This is a genomic window from Streptomyces sp. NBC_00887 (assembly GCF_045207585.1).
In genome coordinates this window covers 3,808,290-3,827,410 of sequence record NZ_CP108788.1, presented here as the reverse complement: position 1 = coordinate 3,827,410, position 19,121 = coordinate 3,808,290, and the positions used below count along the sequence as shown (strand labels likewise).

Genomic DNA, 19,121 nt, shown 5'->3' with positions numbered 1-19,121 from the left:
TCCTTTGAGCCGGCCCCGGCCCGGGGCCGGCTCCTCGGCGCGAAGGTGGAGTCCATGGGCGAGCTGATCCTGATCCGGCACGGCGAGACGGAATGGTCCCGCTCCGGACAGCACACGAGCCACACCGACCTGCCGCTCACGGACCTCGGCGAACGCCAGGCCCGCGCGCTGGTCCCCCTCCTGGCCGACCGGCACATCGGGCTCACCCTGGTCAGCCCCCTGATCCGGGCCAGGCGTACCGCGGAACTGGCGGGCCTGCGGACGCCCCGCGTCACACCGGACCTGCACGAGTGGGACTACGGGGCGTACGAGGGCGTGACCACGGTCGAGATCCACCGCACCCGGCCCGACTGGAACCTGTGGACCGACGGCGTCGCACCCGGCCCCGAAGGACACCCGGGCGAGACCCCGGCAGAGGTGGGCGCCCGCGCGGACCGGATCCTGGCAGAGGTACGGGCAGCCGCCTCACGCCTGGGCGATGCCGACATCGCGCTGGTCGCGCACTCCCACTTCCTGCGGGTCCTCACGGCCCGCTACCTGCGACTGACTCCGGCGAGCGGCGCCCTGTTCCAGCTCGCCACGGGCGCGGTCTCCCGCCTCGGCAAGGAACACGGCCTGCCGGTCGTCACGGCACTGAACCTCGCACTCCCGGAGAGCCTGTACGAGGCGGCGCGCGCCTGAGCGCGTGGCTGGGGCGTCAGCGCGGAGTCACCCAGCTCGGTGCCCAGGTCCCGGTCTCGTCGTCGCGCCTCGCCGTGGTGGCGAGGTGGGCGCGCAGGGTGGCCAGCGCCGGGTGCGGGTTGTCGCGGTGCCAGAGGAGCGAGTGCGGGTAGACGGGCGTCGGGTCGGTGACCGGGATGAGGCGCAGCCCGTGGCCGACGGGCCAGACCAGACGGGTCTTCCCGCCCATGAAGGTGGCCAGGGCCGGGGTGTCGGCGATGGTGTCCAGGAGCGCGTCGGAGCCGAAGTTGGGGCCGGTCGCCTCGATCGTGAGACCGAACTCGGCGACGAGGTCGTCGTAGTAGGCGGCCCACTCGGTACCGGGGACGATGCCCGGCATCCAGATCCGGTGCCCGGCGAGCTTCGCGAGGGGCACCGACCGGGCGCCCGCCAGCGCGTGTGCGGGGCCGGTGAGGAGCTGGAGCGGCTCGTCGAGCACCCGGACGGACTCGATGTCCTCGGGCAGGGGCCGGCCGGGCACGGCGACGGCGCGGAACGACGCGTCGATCTCGCCGGACCGGATGGCGGCGACGGCCGTGTCGATGTCGAAGAGCCACACCACGTCGAGCTCGATCCCGGGGTACGCGTCGTGGAAGCCGCGCATCAGGCCGGACGCCGCGCCGCGTGAGGCGATCACGTCGACGCGCAGCGGACGGCGGCCGGTGCGTACGGACGCGACCGCGCGTTCGGCGACACGCAGCAGTTCGCGCGCGTGGGGCAGGAACGCCTGCCCGTCGATGGTGAGCTCGGCGCCCCTCGGCGTGCGGGTGAACAATCGCACGCCGAGGCTGCGCTCCAGTGCGGCGATGCGCTTGGAGACGGCCTGCTGGGTGACCGCCAGCTCGGCGGCGGCCTCCTGGAACTGCCCCGCCTCGGCGGCGGCGACGAAGGTCCGGACGGTGTCGAGATCCACGTCGACACCCTACGGTCACAACCGTTGGTTGTGGACGGACGCTCCTTTGGTTGTTTGATCCCTGGGTGTCGTGCTCGCTTTGATGCTTCCGATCGCGGATCGGTTGTGCGGATGAGCGGAGAGGGGCTCGGGCATGAGGAGGGGACACCGGCTCGGGAGGCGGTTCGGATGGCTCTGGGGAGCGTACGGGACCAGCGCGCTCGGCACGTGGCTCGCCTTCGGCGCGTTCCCCCTGATCGCCATCCAGGTACTGCACGCCGGACCGGGCGAGGTCGCCGCCCTCTCCTCCGTCGGCGCCGCGGTGGGCGCGGTCGCGGCGGTCCCGCTCGGCCCGTGGGTGGAGTTCCGCCGGAAGCGGCCGGTGCTGATCGCGATGGACCTGGTGCGGTTCGCGGCGCTGCTGACGATCCCCGCAGCGTTCGCGCTCGGCGTCCTCACCTTCCTTCAGCTCCTGCTGGTCTCGGTCGTCGTCGCGGCGGCCGACATCACCTTCCGCGCAGCCTCGGGCGCGTACCTGAAAACGCTGCTGCCGCCCGAGGACCTGCTCGTGGCCAACGCCAGATTCGAGTCCACGTCATGGACGACCACGATCATCGGACCGCCGCTGGGGGGCGCCGCGATCGGGCTCCTCGGTCCGGTGGCGACACTGGTGGCCGACGCCGTCAGCTACCTGCTCTCGGCCCTGGGCATCCGCGCGATCGGCGGGCACGAACCCCGGCCCGAACCACGGGAGGCCGCACGCATGCGGGCCGGCGACCTGCTCGACGGCTGGCGGTACATCCACGCCGACGCGACGCTCCGCCCGCTGTTCATCAACGCCGCCCTGTTCAACGGCCTGGTGATGGCCGCCTCGCCGCTGCTGGCCGTCCTCATGCTCGGCAGACTCGGGTTCGCGCCGTGGCAGTACGGCCTGGCCTTCGCCCTGCCCGCGATCGGCGGGCTGCTCGGTTCGCGGCTGGCCCCACCCCTCGTCACCCGGTTCGGGCAGCACCGGGTCCTGGTCCTGTCGGGGACGCTGCGCGCGTTCTGGCCCATCGGACTGGCCTTCTTGGGGCCGGGAACCGGAGGACTGCTGCTGGTCATGGGCGTCGAGTTCGGGCTCATCCTCTGCTGCGGGGTCTTCAACCCCGTCTCCGCCACCTACCGCCTCGAGCGCACCGCGACCGACGGGGTCGCCCGTACGCTGTCGGCCTGGGCGGTGACGACCAAGGCTTCGACCGCGCTCCTGACGGCCGTCTGGGGCGTACTGGGTGGCCTGCTCGGCCCGCGTACCGCCATCGGCCTTGCCGGCGTGCTCCTGCTGGCGACCCCGCTGTTGCTCCCCCGCCGGGAGGCAGCGCCTCTCCCGGAGCCGGAGCCGGAGTCAGCGACGAGCCGCACTGTCAGAGGGTGCCGTTCCTGAGGGCGTCCACGAACGGGGTCCAGTGCGCGGCGGTGAAGGCCAGTGCGGGGCCGGCGGGGGACTTGCTGTCGCGGACGGGGACGAGGCCGGGGAATCCGTCGGCCACTTCGACGCAGTTCCCGCCGTCGCCGTTGCTGTAGGACGACTTGCGCCAGACCGCTCTGCACAGGTCATGTGAGGTGAGCATCGGTCGAATGACCCTTCGCCGCCGACTTGATCAGGGACAGGGACGTCTCCGGGGACAGCGCGGAAGCCCTGGCCAGATCGTAGGCGGAACAGAATTGGTCCACCAGTGGTGAATCCTGGATGAGTTGGCCGCTGTAGGCGCCTTCCGTGTATACGGCGGGCGGGGCGTCGTCGAAGTGCATCAAGGTCACCGACGTGTCGAGGAAGGGGTGAGCCCCGGCGGAGAACGGCAGCACCTGAGTGACGACCCGAGGGCGGGAGGCTGACTGCTGGGCGAGGTAGGTGAGTTGCTCGGCCATCACGGCGTCCCCGCCCACGGTCACCAGCAGGGCGGCTTCGTGAATCACCACCCAAAGTACGGGCGCAGTGGGTGAGTCGAGCAGCCCGCCGCGTTCCATCCGGGCACGTACGTGATCCTCGACGACGTCCTTGGCGGCGAACGGGTGCGCGGCCAGGGTGAGGGCTCGCGCGTACGCCTCGGTCTGAAGTAGCCCCGGAACCACCATGGATGAGTACTCCGCGACAGACGCGGCGCGCTGCTGGAGCTCCGCCGCGTCCGCGAAGTACCCCGCCACCTTCGACTTCCGCGCCAGCGTGCACAGCCGCTGCAGATGCTCGCCGCTCCCCAGCAGCTCGTCCAGCGCACGCGACAGCTCCAACTGGGGCCGCCGTTCCGCTGCTTCGAACAGGCCGATGTACGTGCCGGAGCAGAACACCCGCTCGCCCAGCTGGTTCTGTGAAAGGCCCGCAGCCTCCCGCAGACGGCGCAACTCCGCGCCGTAGAAGGCGCGTGGGTTCGCGTACGGGTCGAGCTCCTTGGGCTGCGGCATGTTGCGGAACCTAGTGGTTACCCCGCCCCCGGTGTAGGTGGATCCGCTCCCGATCACTCGGACGGGTGGGCCCGAAGCCGTGTTGCGTTGAGCGTCTAACAGACATGCTGCAGAAGCCCATGAGCGGCACGCGGCCCCGATACCATGGTGCGTCGAACAGTTGGGCGACGCAGGTGGCGCCCGGCGGAGGACTGGGGAGCATGGGCGTGCAGACCTATGGAGGGGCGGACGAGGTCGATCCCGCGGATCAGTGGGTGGTCAACCCCGAGACCGGTACGTACGAACTGCGCCTGAACGGTCATGGGGCAACTCAGTCCGCCAGCGACCCCCACGTCGACTCCGCTTCCCGCGGCAGTACCACCGATTCCGCACCCGCCCGGGTTCCCCGGCAGCGCAGCCGTCGCGAATCGCCCGCTGCGGACACCACGCCCAGGTCGCCCCGCCGCAAGCCCAAGCAGCAGGGCAGGAAGAAGGTGCTGATGTGGACCGGGGGCGCCCTCACCCTGGTCCTCGTAGGTACATCGGCGTACGCGTACTACTGGTACGACCGACTCGACGGGAACATCAGCACCGTCGACGTGGGCGACGTGGGGAGCGACACCGTCCTGGGGGACGGGCCGGTCAACATCCTGATCATCGGCAACGATGTACGTGTGGGCAAGGGCAACGAGGCCTACGGCAACCGGAGCAACCTCACCGGCCACGCCGACACGACCCTCCTCTTCCACATATCGGAGGACCGCTCCAACGCGACCGTGGTGAGCATCCCCCGGGACCTCATGATCAAGATCCCGGACTGCGATACCGGACAGCCCGACGGCTCCACCAAGGTCATCGCCGGCTCGACGGTTCCCACCAGGTTCAACGAGTCCTTCGGAGTCAACGGCCGTGACCCGGGCTGCACGATGCGTACGGTCGAGGGCATCACGGACCTCGAGGTCGACCACTTCATGATGTTCGACTTCAACGCGGTCAAGGCCGTGTCCACTGCCGTCGGTGGCGTCAAGGTGTGTCTGAAGGAGCCCATCAAAGACGTGGACGGCGGGACCGACCTCGACCTGCCGGCCGGGGAGAGCCGGATCGCGGGCGAGGACGCGCTGTCGTTCCTCCGCAACCGGCACGGTCTGAAGAACGAGAGCGACCTGGACCGGATCGAGATGCAGCAGCAGTTCGTCGCATCGATGATGCGCCAGCTGAAGGAAGACACCCTGGGCAGTCCCACGAAGATGCTCGACATCGCCGAGGCGGCCACCAACGCCCTCACCGTGGACAAGGGGATAGGCAGCGCCGCCAAGCTCGTCACCCTTGCCAGGGAGCTCGGCAGGATCAACCTGAAGAACATCACCTTGATGACGGTGCCGGTGGTCGACAACCCGGACGAGCCCACCCCCATTACTGTCGTCCTGGACCCGGCCGAGGCGCCGAAGGTCTTCAGCATGATGCAGAACGACGTGTCCTTCACCGACGTGAAGAAGGAGCAGAAGGCGGCCCAGGACAAGCAGGCCGCGCTGCTCGAAGGTCCTCGGGCGGAGGCGTCGGCCGTGCGCGTGGACCTCCTCAACGGCGGCGCTCCGAGCGGATCGGCGAGTGCCGTCCTGGGCTGGCTGCAGAATTCCAAGGGCGTGACGAAGTCCAGCAACGGGGGCAACGCCCCGGAGGACGTGGCCAGGACGACACTGGAGTACGCGCCGAACCAGGCCGACCAGGCGCGTGAGCTCGCGGACCTCATGGGCCTGCCCGCCTCGGCGCTGAAGCCCGGTACCACGGACGCCGCTGCGGCGGAGCCGATGACGCTCGTCCTCGGGCCGGACTTCAAGAAGGCCGGAACGCCGGTCGCCCCGCCGAAGAAGGTGGACGTCAAGCAGTCCCGGGCAGACGAGAGCGCGTGCGGCGCGTAGCCGCGTCCCTTCCTGTCGAAGCGTCCGCCGCACGTCAGGAGCCTGAGCTCCGGACGGCCGGTGGCTCCGTACACCGTGTCGTCCGCGACGTTCGGCACCACGGCACCGGGGGCCGGCCACCCGCACGTGCGAGTGGCCGGCCCCCGGCTCCGTAACTCCGGTCAGGTGGTCAGGAGATCAGCTCGATCTCCGCCAGCGTCGCCGCCGCCGTGCTCACCAGCCGGTACTTGGTGTACGAGCCCGGCGTGTGCACCGAGAACACCCGGGTCTGCTTGTCCCAGGTGAACGTCTGGCCGGACCGCTTGTCGAGGTCCTTCCAGGTGGTGCCGTCCGAGGAGCCCTGCAGCACCCAGCCCGTCGGGGCCTTCGCCGCCGCGGAGGACGTCAGCGTGTACTGGATCGCCTTCGTGGCCGAGGCGACCGGCAGGTCCACCGACTCGACCGCGGCCGAGGTGGCCGAGGAGTTGTCGTACAGTGCGCCGTCGCCCTTGAGCACGTCGCCCTTCGGGGCGGGAACCTTGTCGTCCTGGGTGACGGAGACCGGGGCCGCGTCCTTGCCCGTGCCCCACGCCGAGGGCTTGGAGCCCATGTCGAACTCCAGCACGCCGCCCTTGGCCAGCAGGTCGTGCGGCAGAGAAGTGGACGTCCACTTCTTTCCGTTGACCTTCAGGCCCTGGACGTAGATGTTCTTCGCGCTGTTCTTCGGAGCCTTGACCACCAGGTCGCGGCCGTTCTCCAGGTGCACGGTGGTCTTCGTGAAGAGCGGCGAGCCGATCGCGTACTCACCACTGCCCATGACCAGCGGGTAGAAGCCGAGCGAGGAGAAGAGGAACCAGGCCGACTGCTCGCCGTTGTCCTCGTCGCCGTGGTAGCCCTGGCCGATCTCGCTGCCCGTGTACAGGCGGCCGAGGACCTCGCGGACCTTCTCCTGCGTCTTCCAGGGCTGCGAGGCCGCGTCGTACATGTACGTGGCGTGGTGTGCGACCTGGTTGCTGTGGCCGTACTGGCCCATCCGTACGTCACGCGCCTCGGTCATCTCGTGGATGACGCCGCCGTACGAACCGACGAACTCGGGTCCGGCGGTCTCGGGGGTCGAGAAGTAGGTGTCCAGCTTCTTCGCCAGGCCGTCGCGGCCGCCGTACAGGTTGGCCAGGCCCCGGCTGTCCTGCGGGGCGGTGAAGGCGTAGCCCCAGCCGTTGGTCTCCGTGTAGTCGTAGCCCCAGACGCGGGGGTCGAACGTGTCGGAGGGCAGGCGCCAGTCGCCGTTCGGCTTCTTGCCCTGGAAGAAGCCGGCCTTGTCGTCGAAGAGCTTGACGTAGTTCTGGGCGCGGTTGAGGAAGTACTCGGACTCCTCCTTGTAGCGCTCGTTCTTCGTCTTCTTGAAGAGGGCCTGGCCCATCTGCGCGATGCCGTAGTCGTTGAGGTAGCCCTCCAGCGACCAGGAGAGGCCCTCGTGGGTCTCCGTGTCGGCGTATCCGGTGAAGACCGAGGTCTTCATGCCCTTGCGGCCGACACCGGAGGACGGCGGGGCCACGGTGGCGTTCTTGACGGCCGCGTCGTAGGCCGCTTCCGCGTCGAAGTCCACGCCCTTGACGTACGCGTCGGCGAAGGCCACGTCCGAGCTCGTGCCGGTCATCAGGTCGGAGTACCCGGGGGAGGACCAGCGGGAGATCCAGCCGCCGTCCTTGTACTGCTGGACGAAGCCGTCGACCATCTTGCCGGCCTGCTTCGGGGTGAGGAAGGAGTAGGCGGGCCAGGTCGTGCGGTAGGTGTCCCAGAAGCCGTTGTTGACGTACACCTCACCCTTGACGATCTTCGCACCGGTGTGGGTCGGGGTGTCCGTGCCGGTCTGCGGCGAGAACGGGCTCGCGTAGGTGCTCTTCCCGTCGACCTGCTCGAAGCCGGAGTTCGGGTAGAGGTACAGCCGGTACAGGCTCGAGTAGAGCGTGGTCAGCTGGTCGGCGTCGGCGTCGGCGCCCTCGACCTCGACCTTGCCGAGGATCTTGTCCCAGGCCTTCTGCGCGTTCCTCCGCACCGTGTCGAAGGAGGTCTTCTCCGGCAGCTCCATGGCGAGGTTCTTCTTCGCCTGGTCGACGCTGATCAGCGAGGTGGCCAGGCGCAGGTTGACCGTGCGGTCCTTGCCCGCGTCGAAGCGGAAGAATCCGGTCACGTCGTCACCGCCGCCGCCCTTCAGCTTGCCGCTGTCGGTGACCGGTGCGTCGAAGGAGCCGTACACGAAGAGCCGGGTGGCCCCGGTGGAACCGCCGCTCTTCACGTCGGAGTAGCCGGTGAAGGAGCCGGTCTTCGCGTCGAGGGTGAGACCACCATCGTTGGAGACGTTGTCGAAGACCATGCTGGCGTCGTCGGACGGGTAGGTGAACCGCATCCGCGCCGCGTGGTCCGTGGGCGTCATCTCGGCCTTGAGACCGTTCTCGAACGTCACCCCGTAGTAGTGGGGGTTCGCCGTCTCGTTCTCGTGGCGGAACGGCAGCCCGCGTGCCGTACGGGAGGCGTCCGGGGTTCCGGAGGCCGCCGACGGCATCATCTGGAAGGTCTGGCGGTCGCCCATCCAAGGGCTCGGCTCATGGCTGGCGCTGAAGGCCTGCAGCGTCGGCAGGTTGTCCGCGTTGTTGCCGCGCGAGTAGTCGTACAGCCAGCTCGTGGAGCCGGCGTTGGTGACCGGCGTCCAGAAGTTGAAGCCATGCGGGACCGCGGTCGCGGGGAAGTTGTTGCCGCGCGAGAAGCCGCCGCTGGAGTTCGTGCCGCGCACCGTCGACGCGTAGTCCGAGAGGTGCGCCTTGCGCTTCTCCGGGGCCTTCGGGGCGATCTTGATGTCGTCGAGCCAGCCCTGGAACTTCGCGGGACCCTTGGGGGAGTCGTACGCCACCAGGATCCGGTCGACGGTCTTGCCCGCCGCGACGGTGCCGATGCGTGAGGCGACCTTGTTCCACTGGTTCACGTACAGCCGCTTGGCGTCGGCCTGGCCCTGCGGGGTCAGCAGCCCGCCGTGGCTGTCGGTGGCCTTCAGCTCGCTCAGGTAACTGCCGTCGGTGAAGGCGAGGTCCACCGCGACGTGGGTGGCCGGGTAGTTGAGATCCGTCTGGCCCATCTGGGGGTAGACCAGGTACGAGAGCTTGGTGTCCTTGGTGACGGCCGTGTCGACGTCGAAGATCTTGTTGTACGAGTACGCGTGGCCGTCCGGCTTGTGCGTGCCGGCGTAGCGCAGGGCCTTCTTTCCGGTGAATCCCGCACCCGCCTTGGCGGTGGGGGAGCCGGAGGGGCCGCGGTCGATCTGGCTGCGCATGTCGCCGGGCGCAGGCGGGGAGGTGTCGCCGTCGGAGAACTGGACGTCGGCGAGCTGGATCGCGTCCCCGGCGCCGTTGTTCTTCGTGATGTCCAGGCGGAAGTGCTTGTAGGCCGTGTCCGTCGTGAAATCGTACGACTTCGTCTGGAACCGCTCCGAGAAGGTCTGGCCGGTCCGGGTGTCCAGGTCCGTCCAGGTCTTGCCGTCCGCGGAACCCTTCAGGGTCCAGTCCTTGGGGTCGCGCTCGTCGTGGTCGTTGGCCGAAGTGAGCGCGTATGTCACTATCTTGACGGGTTCGACGAGATCGAACTCGACCCATCCGGACGGCTGGAAAGCCAGCCACTTGGTGGCGGACTCCACGTCGACGAGGTTCTCCTTCCCCTCGCCGCCCCCGGAGTTCTCGCCGCTGGCCCGCACATCGGTGACCTGATCGGTGACATTGCCCGGTATTCCGGCGGAGAATCCGCCATCGATACCCGATGCCCTCTTCTTTCCGTCAGAGCCTTCTTCAACGGTATTGCGCCAGTCCGGCTGCTTTTCGTCCTCTTCGAAGGAAGAACTGAACGAACGCTCCCCGGAAGGCTTTTGGGACGGTCCGGCCGGTTGTGCGAAGGCCGCGGTAGGGGCTGCCGCCACAAGGACGAGAGAGGCCGCGATGACCGCGGCGGAGGTGCTGTGTCTCTTGCGAGGGCCTTGCTGAAGACCACGTAGGGGCTGCATACGGAGCCGATCCTCCCGGGGGGCGCGCTTGGACAACGTTGTCATTACGGGACTCGGGTACCAGTAGGGAGCCAAGTGGCCAGATGTGTCAAGAGTGTTGCGAGGTGTCGCCCTGCCGAATCGGCCGCAATCCGGAAATGTGGGTTCCGGCGAGAGGGCGCACGGTGCCGAAGTGTCCGCGAGGTCTCAACTCGGGAAAGACTGCCGCTCAAACCTGCATTCGATCTTGCTCAGTTGGCGACAAGTGGACTATACCTGTCGGCACCTGGACGGCCGTTCGTGCGTCACGGGCAAGGGGGACGGGGGACGTCTGCGGGGCCGCTGTCAGCGACTTCGCCGTACGGCTCCGAAAACCCGCACTGCACGGAAGAACTGCAATTCCGCATGACCCAAGCGCAACTGATTGCGGTGGCGGGACCCTTCGCCTGAGGCGATATCGACGGGTGACCGGTACACCGCCTGAGTCCTGGAGAAGGCGAGGACTTGAGCATGGGATCCACCCCCGGCGTAGGCCATTGCGATCTGATCAAGCGGAGCGCGACTGTCGCGCGGGCCGCGGCTACGGCGACCGCCTTTCCGACATCGCTCAGGTGATCACCATCGGTGCCGCTGAGCGGCTCCGGGACGACGGCTGAACGACCCGATGTGCATCTCCGCCGACATCGCAGGCGGAGACCCACATCAGGACGCGCTCAAAGAGAAGTGCGGCAAGCACGGGGCCAACCCGGCCCGGCAGCCGTACACGCAGCAAACCCGTAGAGATCCAATCGATCAGTGAGGATGCAGAGATGACCATTCGTGCCGGCTCTCTTGACAGGCGAACGCTCCTGCGCGGGGCGATCGCGACGGCAGCCATGGGTTCGTTCGCGGTTGCGTGTGGCTCTCCCTCCAGCAACGACAACGGTGGCGGCGGCCCGAAGGGCGAGAAGGGTGCCAAGAACCCGTTCGGCGTCGCCAAGAACTCCAAGGTCGAGGCGGCCATCTTCGACGGCGGCTACGGCACCGACTACGTCGAGTTCGTCAACACGGTCGTCGGGGCCCAGGTCGCCGGCACCAAGGTTGACGTCAAGCCGGTCGTCGACATCGGCCCGGAGCTCCAGCCCCGCTTCGTCGGTGGCAACCCGCCGGACCTCATCGACAACTCCGGTGAGGACCAGATCGGCTTCCTGGGCATTCTCGACCAGCTCGAGGAGCTCGACGACGTCTTCGAGGCCAACACCTACGAGGGCAAGAAGATCGCCGACATCGTCTACCCCGGCGTCAAGGACCCCGGCACGTTCAAGGACAAGTTCGTCGCGCTCAACTACGTGATGACGGTGTACGGCGTCTGGTACTCCAAGACGCTGTTCGAGGCGAACGGCTGGACCCCGCCGAAGACGTGGGACGAGGCGCTCGACCTCGGCCAGGCGGCGAAGAAGAAGGGCAAGTATCTCTTCGTCCACGGCAAGGAAGCGGCGACCTACTACCGGACGCTCCTGATCGACTCGGCGATCAAGGAGGGCGGCGACGAGGTCCGGATCGCGCTGGGGAACCTGGAGAAGGGCTGCTGGTCGCACCCGGCGGTCCAGGGCGTCATCAAGGTCATGGAGACCATGGTCAAGGAGAAGATGTTCGTCCCCGGCGGCTCCGGCACCCAGTTCCAGAAGGCGCAGGCGATCTGGAGCAACGACCAGAAGGCGCTGCTCTACCCGTCCGGTGGCTGGATCGAGAACGAGATGAAGGACGCCACCAAGGCCGACTTCCAGATGACCGGTGTTCCGGCGATGACGCTCACGGCCAAGCCGAAGATCCCCTACGAGGCGCTCCGTGCGGCCGCGGGCGAGCCGTTCATCGTTCCCAAGCAGGGCAAGAACCCGGCCGGCGGCAAGGAGGTCCTGCGGGCGATGCTGTCCGAGAAGGCGGCCGCCAACTTCTCCAAGACGAAGCTGGCCCCGACGATCGTCAAGGGCACCGTGCCCGCCGACGGTTACGGCTCCACGGCCCTCGTCTCGCAGACGCAGATGCTCGAGGCCGCGGGCGAGAACATCTTCAACTACACGTTCGTCGAGGCCTACGGCATGAACACCGACCAGCTGGTGCCGTGGAACTCGTTCCTCGCCGGCGACATCGACGGCAAGGGTCTGACCTCGGCTCTGCAGAAGATCTCCGACAAGATCCGGGAAGACGCCTCCATCGAGAAGATCAAGGTCAGCTAGTAGCGCGATGAGTGACACGATCACCAAATCCGAACCCACGAGCGGCCGGCTCAAGTCGGCCGCTCGCGGCGGGCGTCCCGGGCGCCGCAAACTCACCTTCGACCGGGTGACGTTCTTCCTCGCGTTCCTCGGTATCCCGCTGACCGTCTTCATCCTCTTCGTCCTGATGCCGTTCGTCCAGGCGATCTATTGGGCGATGACGGACTGGCGCGGCTTCAGCCCGGACTACAACTTCGTCGGGCTGGACAACTTCATCAAGATGTTCGAGGACGACATCTTCCTGAAGGCGTTGCGCAACGTGGTGCTGCTGGCGGCCGTCGTACCGCTGGTGACGTTGACGCTCGCCCTCGGGGTCGCGGTGGCCATCACGCTGGGCGGGCCCAGCAAGGGCCCCGTCCGGGGGATCCGGGGCGCGTCGTTCTACCGGATCATCTCGTTCTTCCCCTACGTCGTGCCGGCGATCATCGTCGGCCTGATCTGGGCGCAGATGTTCGACCCGAACGCCGGCCTGGTCAACGGCTTCCTCACCAAGATCGGTCTTGACGGCTTCGTGGCGTTCGCCTGGCTGGGCGAGGTCTCGACCGCCATGCCGTCCCTGATGTTCGTCTTCGTCTGGGGACTCGTCGGGTTCTACGCGGTGCTCTTCATCGCCGCGATCAAGGGAGTTCCCGCCGAGCTGTACGAGGCGGCCAGGATCGACGGGGCCGGACGGTTCCGGACCACGATCTCGATCACCCTGCCGGCGATCCGGGACAGTGTGCAGACGGCGTACATCTATCTCGGCATCGCCGCGCTGGACGCGTTCGTCTACGTACAGGCACTGTTGCCGAACGGCGGGCCGGCCAACTCGACCCTGACGATCAGCCAGCGGCTGTTCAACGTCGCCTTCGCGAAGCAGCAGTTCGGATACGCCACCGCGATGGGTGTCGTCCTCGCCGTCGTCACCCTGGTGTTCGCGGCGCTGGTGTTCACCGTCTTCCGCCTGACCGGCGGTGGCGAGGGCAAAGAGAATGCGCGTGGGTTCAAGGCTCGGCGTGCTGGAGCCAAGGGAGGTGCTCAGTGAGCGCCATAGCCGCCGACCGGAAACTGGTCAGAGTCACCGCAAGCAGCGACCGCAGGTTCGCCACGATCTCGCACGTCTTGCTGGTCATATGGTCCGTGGTCGTGATCGTGCCCATGCTGTGGGTACTGATGTCGTCGTTCAAGTCGACCGGCGAGATCCTGTCGTCGCCGTTCTCGCTCCCGGACCACTGGAGGGTCGAGAACTACGCGAACGCGTGGACCGACGCGAACATCGGGAAGTACTTCCTGAATTCGGTGATCGTCGTTGTCTCTGCGTTGTTCCTGGTGATGTTGCTGGGTGCGATGTGCGCCTACATCCTGGCCAGGTTCCAGTTCCCCGGGCGCCGGCTGATCTACTACACGATGCTGGCCGGACTGACGTTCCCGGTCTTCCTGGCGATCGTGCCGCTGTTCTTCCAGTTGCAGAACTTCGGGTTGCTGAACACGCGTCTGGGACTGATCCTCACCTACGTCGCGTTCGCGCTGCCGTTCACGATGTTCTTCCTCTATTCGTTCTTCCGGTCACTGCCGCATGACGTCTACGAGGCCGCCTTGATCGACGGTGCCGGTGACTGGCGGGCGTTCTTCCAGGTCATGCTGCCGATGGCCAGTCCGGGCATGTCCGCGGTGGCGATCTTCAACTTCCTGGGGCTGTGGAACCAGTTCCTGCTGCCGGTGGCGCTCAACACCGACCAGGACATGTGGGTCCTGACCCAGGGGATGGCCGCGTACGCGTCCTCGCAGGTCTACGACGTCGACTACGGTGCGCTGTTCGCGGCGATCGTGGTCACGGTGGTGCCTGTACTGGTCGTGTACGTCATCTTCCAGCGCCGGATTGCCGGTTCGGTGTCACAGGGCACCTTCCGCTGACGCCCACCGTCGCGCCGTACGGCCGGCCGGGTCGCTTCGTCGGTCCGCCGGCCGGCGCCATCACGTAACCGCTGCTTCACCCGTTGCGCACAGGGATCGGGCCCCGGAGAGACAACTCTCCGGGGCCCGACCCCTGTGTAAGGGGCAGGAGCAGATTTCCGTCAAGGGGTTGACGGCATAGGTATCCTCAGCGGAGCTTTGGAGTTCATAACTTGTACAAGGTTCGGTCACCCAGGGTGACGCGGACCACGGATAAGGGTGGGTCAATGGAGACTCCGGGGTCGCAGACATCTCTGCATCGCGCCAACCTTGAGCGGGTTGTGCGTGCCGTGCGTATGGCGGGTTCGCTCACCCAGGCGGAGATCGCCAGGAGTACGGGCCTCTCCGCGGCCACTGTCTCCAACATCGTTCGAGAACTGAAGGACGGCGGCACGGTCGAGGTGACCCCCACCTCGGCGGGCGGACGCCGCGCCCGGAGCGTCTCCCTCAGCGGGGACGCGGGCATTGTCATCGGGGTAGATTTCGGACATACTCACCTTCGCGTGGCCATCGGCAACCTCGCCCACCAGGTACTGGCGGAGGAATCCGAGCCGCTGGACGTCGACGCCTCGTCGGCGGAGGGCTTCGGACGGGCGGAACAGCTGGTCAACCGGCTGATCGAGACGACCGGGATCAGCCCGGGCAAGGTGATCGGGGTGGGCCTCGGCGTTCCCGGCCCGATCGATGTGGAGTCCGGCACGCTGGGCTCCACATCGATCCTGCCGGGCTGGACGGGCATCAACCCCAGCCAGGAGCTCTCGGGCCGCCTCGGCGTGCCCGTGTACGTGGACAACGATGCCAACCTCGGAGCCCTGGGGGAGCTGGTCTGGGGCAGCGGCAGGGGGGTCAAGGACCTCGCGTACATCAAGGTCGCGAGCGGTGTGGGCGCCGGTCTGGTGATCGACGGAACCATCTACCGCGGGCCCGGCGGCACGGCCGGCGAGATCGGGCACATCACGCTCGACGAATCGGGCCCTGTGTGCCGCTGCGGCAACCGCGGCTGCCTGGAGACCTTCACCGCCGCACGGTACGTCCTGCCCCTTCTGCAGCCCAGCCACGGGCCCGAACTCACCATGGAGCGGGTGGTCCAGCTGGCCCGTGAGGGCGATCCGGGATGCCGCAGGGTGATCGGGGACGTCGGGCGGCACATCGGGAGCGGTGTCGCCAACCTCTGCAACCTGCTCAATCCCAGCCGGGTGGTGCTCGGTGGATCACTCGCCGAGGCGGGCGAGTTGGTGCTCGGACCCATCCGCGACTCGGTCTCCCGGTACGCGATCCCCAGTGCCGCGCGACAGCTCTCGGTGCTGCCCGGAGCGCTCGGCGGCAGGGCAGAAGTGCTGGGGGCGCTGGCCCTCGTTCTCAGCGAGATGGGCGATTCAACCCTTTTGGAGAGCACGACCCCCGCCGGGACGCCTGCCTTCACTTAGATAACGAATGGCACCGTTGTCATCTCGTTAAGGATTTACTCCTTGACGCTGACGGCGTGGCCGAGTTGACTCCAACCCACCTCGGCCGCAACGTCGCGGCCTCGTCAGGGAGGTTCGAAATGAACACGCGTATGCGTCGTGCCGCCGTTGCCGTTGCCGCCACCACCATGGCCGTCTCGCTCGCTGCTTGCGGGAGTGCCAAGGAGTCCGGCGACAAGACGACCAACACGGAGTCGGGCAAGAAGGGTGACGCAATCAAGATCGGGCTGCTTCTGCCCGAGAACGTCACAGCCCGCTACGAGAAGTTCGACAAGCCGATCATCGAGAAGAAGGTCAGCGAGCTGACCAGTGGCAAGGGCGAGGTTGTCTACGCCAATGCCAAGCAGGACGCCACGCTGCAGGCGCAGCAGGTCGACACCATGATCACGAACAAGGTCGACGCGCTGATCGTCGACGCGGTCGACGCCAAGGCGATCGAGAACAGCGTGAAGAAGGCCAAGGACGCGGGCATCCCCGTCGTCGCCTTCGACCGCCTCGCCGAGGGCCCGATCGACGCCTACACCTCCTTCGACAACGAAGAGGTCGGCCGCGCGCAGGGCAAGGCCCTGCTGGAGGCCCTGGGCTCCGCGAGCAAGCCCACGATCGTGATGATGAACGGGTCGATCACCGACCCGAACGCCGCGCTCTTCAAGAAGGGCGCCAAGTCCGTCCTCGACGGCAAGGTGACGTACGGCAAGGAGTACGACACCAAGGAGTGGAAGCCGGAGAACGCCAACGCCAACATGGAGGGCGCGATCACGGCCCTCGGCAAGGACAAGATCGCCGGCGTCTACTCCGCCAACGACGGCATGGCGGGTGGCATCATCCAGGCCCTCAAGTCCGCCGGTCTCTCCAAGCTCCCGCCGGTCACCGGCCAGGACGCCGAACTCGCCGGTGTCCAGCGCATCGTCACCGGTGAGCAGTTCATGAGCGTCTACAAGCCGTACCCGCAGGAGGGTGTCGTCGCCGCGGAGATGGCCGTCGCGCTCGCCAAGGGCGAGAAGCTCGACACCATCGCCACGTCCAAGGTCGACAACGCCGGCACGAAGGGCATCGCCAGCGTCCTCGTCCCGGTCGTCTCGCTGACCAAGGACAACATCAAGGACACCGTCATCAAGGACGGCATCTACACGATCGACGAGATCTGCACGGCCAAGTACAAGGCCGCCTGCGACGCCGCCGGTCTGAAGTAGGCCCCACCGCGGGGCGCCCGCCAAAGGCGCCCCGCGAGGCCTGCACCCGAAGCCTGTCCGGTGCCCCGCCCATCACATGTCCCGCTACGGGCGGGGCGCCGGACGGACATTTCCGCTGTTTTTATTCTTCTGCTCAACCACCGTGCCCCTCGGGCGGCGCGGTACCCCCGCCGGGTCAGGCGGCGAAGGAGATGGTTCACGTGTCCGCTACGCCCGTGTTGGCGTTGCGAGGGGTCTCCAAGCGATTCGGTGCCGTCCAGGCGCTCACCGACGTAGAGCTTGAGGTCCACGCCGGTGAGGTGGTCGCCCTGGTGGGTGACAACGGAGCCGGAAAATCAACGCTGGTCAAGACGATCGCCGGGGTCCACCCGATCGATGACGGAGTCATCGAGTGGGACGGTCGGCAGGTTCAGATCAACAAGCCGCACGACGCCCAGAATCTCGGGATCGCGACCGTCTACCAGGACCTCGCGCTCTGCGACAACATCGACGTCGTCGGCAACCTCTACCTCGGCCGGGAGCTCCGCAAGTTCGGAATCCTCGACGAGGTCGAGATGGAGCGGCGCTCCCGCGAGCTCCTCAGCACGCTGTCGATCCGCATCCCCAGCGTCCGCATCCCGATCGCCTCGCTCTCCGGCGGTCAGCGACAGACCGTCGCCATCGCCCGCTCGATGCTGGGCGACCCCAAGCTCGTCATCCTGGACGAGCCCACCGCCGCCCTCGGTGTCGAGCAGACCGCACAGGTCCTCGACCTCGTCGAGCGGCTGCGCGAGCGCGGTCACGCGGTCATCCTCATCAGCCACAACATGGCCGATGTGAAGGCCGTCGCCGACAAGGTCGCCGTGCTCCGGCTGGGCCGGAACAACGGGGTCTTCGACGTGAAGACCACCTCGCAGGAAGAGATCATCTCCGCCATCACGGGTGCCACGGAGAACGCCGTGACCCGTCGTGCGGCGCGCAACGCGGAGGCCCAGAAGTGACCAGGCACAAGACATCCACCCCAGTGGTCAACCCGGAGGCGGCCAAGGGCGCCGACACCGCGGTCGACCCCCGGCTCCTCGTGCGGGAGCAGGGCTTCGGCGGCTACCTCACCGAGTTCAAGCGCAAGATACGGGGTGGTGACCTCGGCTCGATCCCCGTGATCATCGGCCTGATCATCATCGGCGTGGTCTTCCAGAGCCTGAACTCCGAGTTCCTCTCCGCGAAGAACATCAGCGACATCACCGTGACGATGGTGGCCACCGGCATGATGGCCGTCGGCATCATCTTCGTGCTGCTGCTCGGGGAGATCGACCTCTCGGTCGGCTCCGTCAGCGGTGTCTCGGGTGCCGTCGTCGCCGTGCTCAGCGTCACGCACGGTATGAACGAGTGGCTCGCCGTCCTCGTCGCGATCGTCAGCGGCGCGGTCATCGGCGCCATCCACGGCTTCTTCTTCGCACGGATCGGCGCCCCCGCGTTCGCCGTCACCCTGGCCGGTCTGCTGTTCTGGCTGGGCTTCATGCTCCAGCTCCTCGGTGACACGGGCACGATCAACCTGGACAGCGACGGCGTCGTCGGCAAGCTGACCACGTACTACTTCGCGGACGTCGCCGCCGCCTACGGCCTCGCCGCCGTCGCGGTGATCGCCTACTTCCTCTCCGCGTTCCTGGACACCCGCCGCCGTGAGGCCGCGGGCGTCCCGTCGCGGCCGCTCGTCGACATCGTGGTCCGCACCGTCATCCTGGCGGCGTTCGGCTTCGGCGCGGCGTTCATGTTCAACCAGTACCGCGGTCTCCCGCTGGCCCTGGTCCTCTTCCTCATAGTCCTGGTCGGTACGGACTTCGTCCTGCGCCGCACCTCCTACGGGCGGAAGATCTTCGCGCTCGGCGGCAGCGTCGAGGCGTCCCGCCGCGCCGGTATCAACGTCACCGCCATCCGCATCTCGGTCTTCGCCATCGCCGGGACCTTCGCGGCGATCGGGGGCCTGTTCTGGGCCTCCAAGATCGCGGCGGCCAACCAGGGCTCCGGGGGCGGCGACCTCCTGATGAACGTCATCGCCGCGGCCGTCATCGGCGGCACCAGCCTCTTCGGAGGCCGGGGCCGCACCTGGAACGCGCTCCTCGGTGTCATGGTGATCGTCTCGATCCAGTACGGCCTCGCGCTGGAAGGCATCGCCACACCGATCAACTACATGATCACCGGCGCTGTTCTTCTCATCACGGTCGTCATCGACTCCGTCACCCGCAAGACGCAGAAGACCGCAGGCCGCGCCTGACCGTCGTACCTGCACACCTGTGCCCGGCGTCCCCGTGATGCCGGGCACAGGCGCGTCCGTCGCGACGCG

The 19,121-nt window shown here is 67.5% G+C and carries 14 protein-coding genes and 1 pseudogene; 10 read left to right on the top strand and 5 right to left on the bottom strand.

The features are described from left to right. The first annotated feature begins 54 nt into the window (after positions 1 to 54). Positions 55 to 681 (top strand): histidine phosphatase family protein, encoded by a 627-nt coding sequence (locus tag OG844_RS17430; protein ID WP_329206377.1) that lies wholly within the window; start codon positions 55 to 57, stop codon positions 679 to 681. 16 nt (positions 682 to 697) lie between these two features. Here OG844_RS17430 and OG844_RS17425 read toward each other — a convergent pair whose 3' ends face one another. Continuing rightward, the gene (locus OG844_RS17425) at positions 698 to 1,633 is read right to left on the bottom strand and encodes a LysR family transcriptional regulator (protein ID WP_406391313.1); all 936 of its coding nucleotides are present in this window, start codon (positions 1,631 to 1,633) and stop codon (positions 698 to 700) included. Between the two features lie 133 nt (positions 1,634 to 1,766). Here OG844_RS17425 and OG844_RS17420 point away from each other — a divergent pair, with 133 nt between their 5' ends. Continuing rightward, positions 1,767 to 3,035: an MFS transporter gene (locus tag OG844_RS17420; protein WP_406391311.1), complete on the top strand. Its 1,269-nt coding sequence runs from the start codon at positions 1,767 to 1,769 to the stop codon at positions 3,033 to 3,035. Here the strand turns inward: OG844_RS17420 and OG844_RS17415 are convergent. Both OG844_RS17415 and OG844_RS17410 read right to left on the bottom strand, forming a co-directional pair. Then, on the bottom strand, positions 3,016 to 3,222 hold the full coding sequence (locus OG844_RS17415; RefSeq protein ID WP_406391310.1) for a DUF397 domain-containing protein: 207 nt from the start codon (positions 3,220 to 3,222) through the stop codon (positions 3,016 to 3,018). The genes OG844_RS17420 and OG844_RS17415 overlap by 20 nt on opposite strands. After that, positions 3,206 to 4,051 (bottom strand): Scr1 family TA system antitoxin-like transcriptional regulator, encoded by an 846-nt coding sequence (locus OG844_RS17410; protein ID WP_406391308.1) that lies wholly within the window; start codon positions 4,049 to 4,051, stop codon positions 3,206 to 3,208. The genes OG844_RS17415 and OG844_RS17410 overlap by 17 nt, the downstream gene beginning before the upstream one ends. A gap of 200 nt (positions 4,052 to 4,251) precedes the next feature. Between OG844_RS17410 and OG844_RS17405 the strand changes: the two genes are divergently transcribed. Further along, complete coding sequence (locus OG844_RS17405) at positions 4,252 to 5,949, top strand: LCP family protein (RefSeq protein ID WP_406391306.1); 1,698 nt, start codon at positions 4,252 to 4,254, stop codon at positions 5,947 to 5,949. Here OG844_RS17405 and OG844_RS17400 read toward each other — a convergent pair. Continuing rightward, positions 5,931 to 6,032 (bottom strand): annotated as a pseudogene (locus tag OG844_RS17400) (class F sortase); the annotation flags it as partial. The gene OG844_RS17405 and the pseudogene OG844_RS17400 overlap by 19 nt on opposite strands. An 86-nt stretch (positions 6,033 to 6,118) precedes the next feature. Continuing rightward, entirely contained in the window at positions 6,119 to 9,973 is a 3,855-nt protein-coding gene (locus OG844_RS17395; RefSeq protein ID WP_406391305.1) for a GH92 family glycosyl hydrolase, read from the bottom strand. A 788-nt stretch (positions 9,974 to 10,761) separates the two neighbouring features. Between OG844_RS17395 and ngcE the strand changes: the two genes are divergently transcribed. The 7 genes from ngcE (at position 10,762) to OG844_RS17360 (ending at position 19,052) form a co-directional block, all read left to right on the top strand. Beyond that, complete coding sequence (gene ngcE / locus OG844_RS17390) at positions 10,762 to 12,168, top strand: N-acetylglucosamine/diacetylchitobiose ABC transporter substrate-binding protein (protein WP_406391303.1); 1,407 nt, start codon at positions 10,762 to 10,764, stop codon at positions 12,166 to 12,168. Positions 12,169 to 12,175: 7 nt separating this feature from the next. Next, the gene (locus tag OG844_RS17385; RefSeq protein ID WP_406391301.1) at positions 12,176 to 13,231 is read left to right on the top strand and encodes a carbohydrate ABC transporter permease; all 1,056 of its coding nucleotides are present in this window, start codon (positions 12,176 to 12,178) and stop codon (positions 13,229 to 13,231) included. After that, positions 13,228 to 14,100 carry a carbohydrate ABC transporter permease gene (locus OG844_RS17380; RefSeq protein WP_406391299.1) on the top strand — a complete coding sequence of 291 codons (873 nt, stop codon included), beginning with the start codon at positions 13,228 to 13,230 and terminating at the stop codon, positions 14,098 to 14,100. Before OG844_RS17385 ends, OG844_RS17380 begins: the two co-directional genes overlap by 4 nt. Before the next feature lie 266 nt (positions 14,101 to 14,366). Continuing rightward, positions 14,367 to 15,566 (top strand): ROK family protein, encoded by a 1,200-nt coding sequence (locus OG844_RS17375; RefSeq protein WP_406391298.1) that lies wholly within the window; start codon positions 14,367 to 14,369, stop codon positions 15,564 to 15,566. A 119-nt stretch (positions 15,567 to 15,685) separates the two neighbouring features. Next, positions 15,686 to 16,798, top strand: a complete 1,113-nt coding sequence (locus OG844_RS17370) for a substrate-binding domain-containing protein (RefSeq protein WP_351179662.1) — start codon at positions 15,686 to 15,688, stop codon at positions 16,796 to 16,798. 191 nt (positions 16,799 to 16,989) lie between these two features. Continuing rightward, entirely contained in the window at positions 16,990 to 17,778 is a 789-nt protein-coding gene (locus tag OG844_RS17365) for an ATP-binding cassette domain-containing protein (RefSeq protein ID WP_351179665.1), read from the top strand. Then, positions 17,775 to 19,052 carry an ABC transporter permease subunit gene (locus tag OG844_RS17360; protein ID WP_351179668.1) on the top strand — a complete coding sequence of 426 codons (1,278 nt, stop codon included), beginning with the start codon at positions 17,775 to 17,777 and terminating at the stop codon, positions 19,050 to 19,052. Before OG844_RS17365 ends, OG844_RS17360 begins: the two co-directional genes overlap by 4 nt. The last annotated feature ends 69 nt before the right edge of the window (positions 19,053 to 19,121 follow it).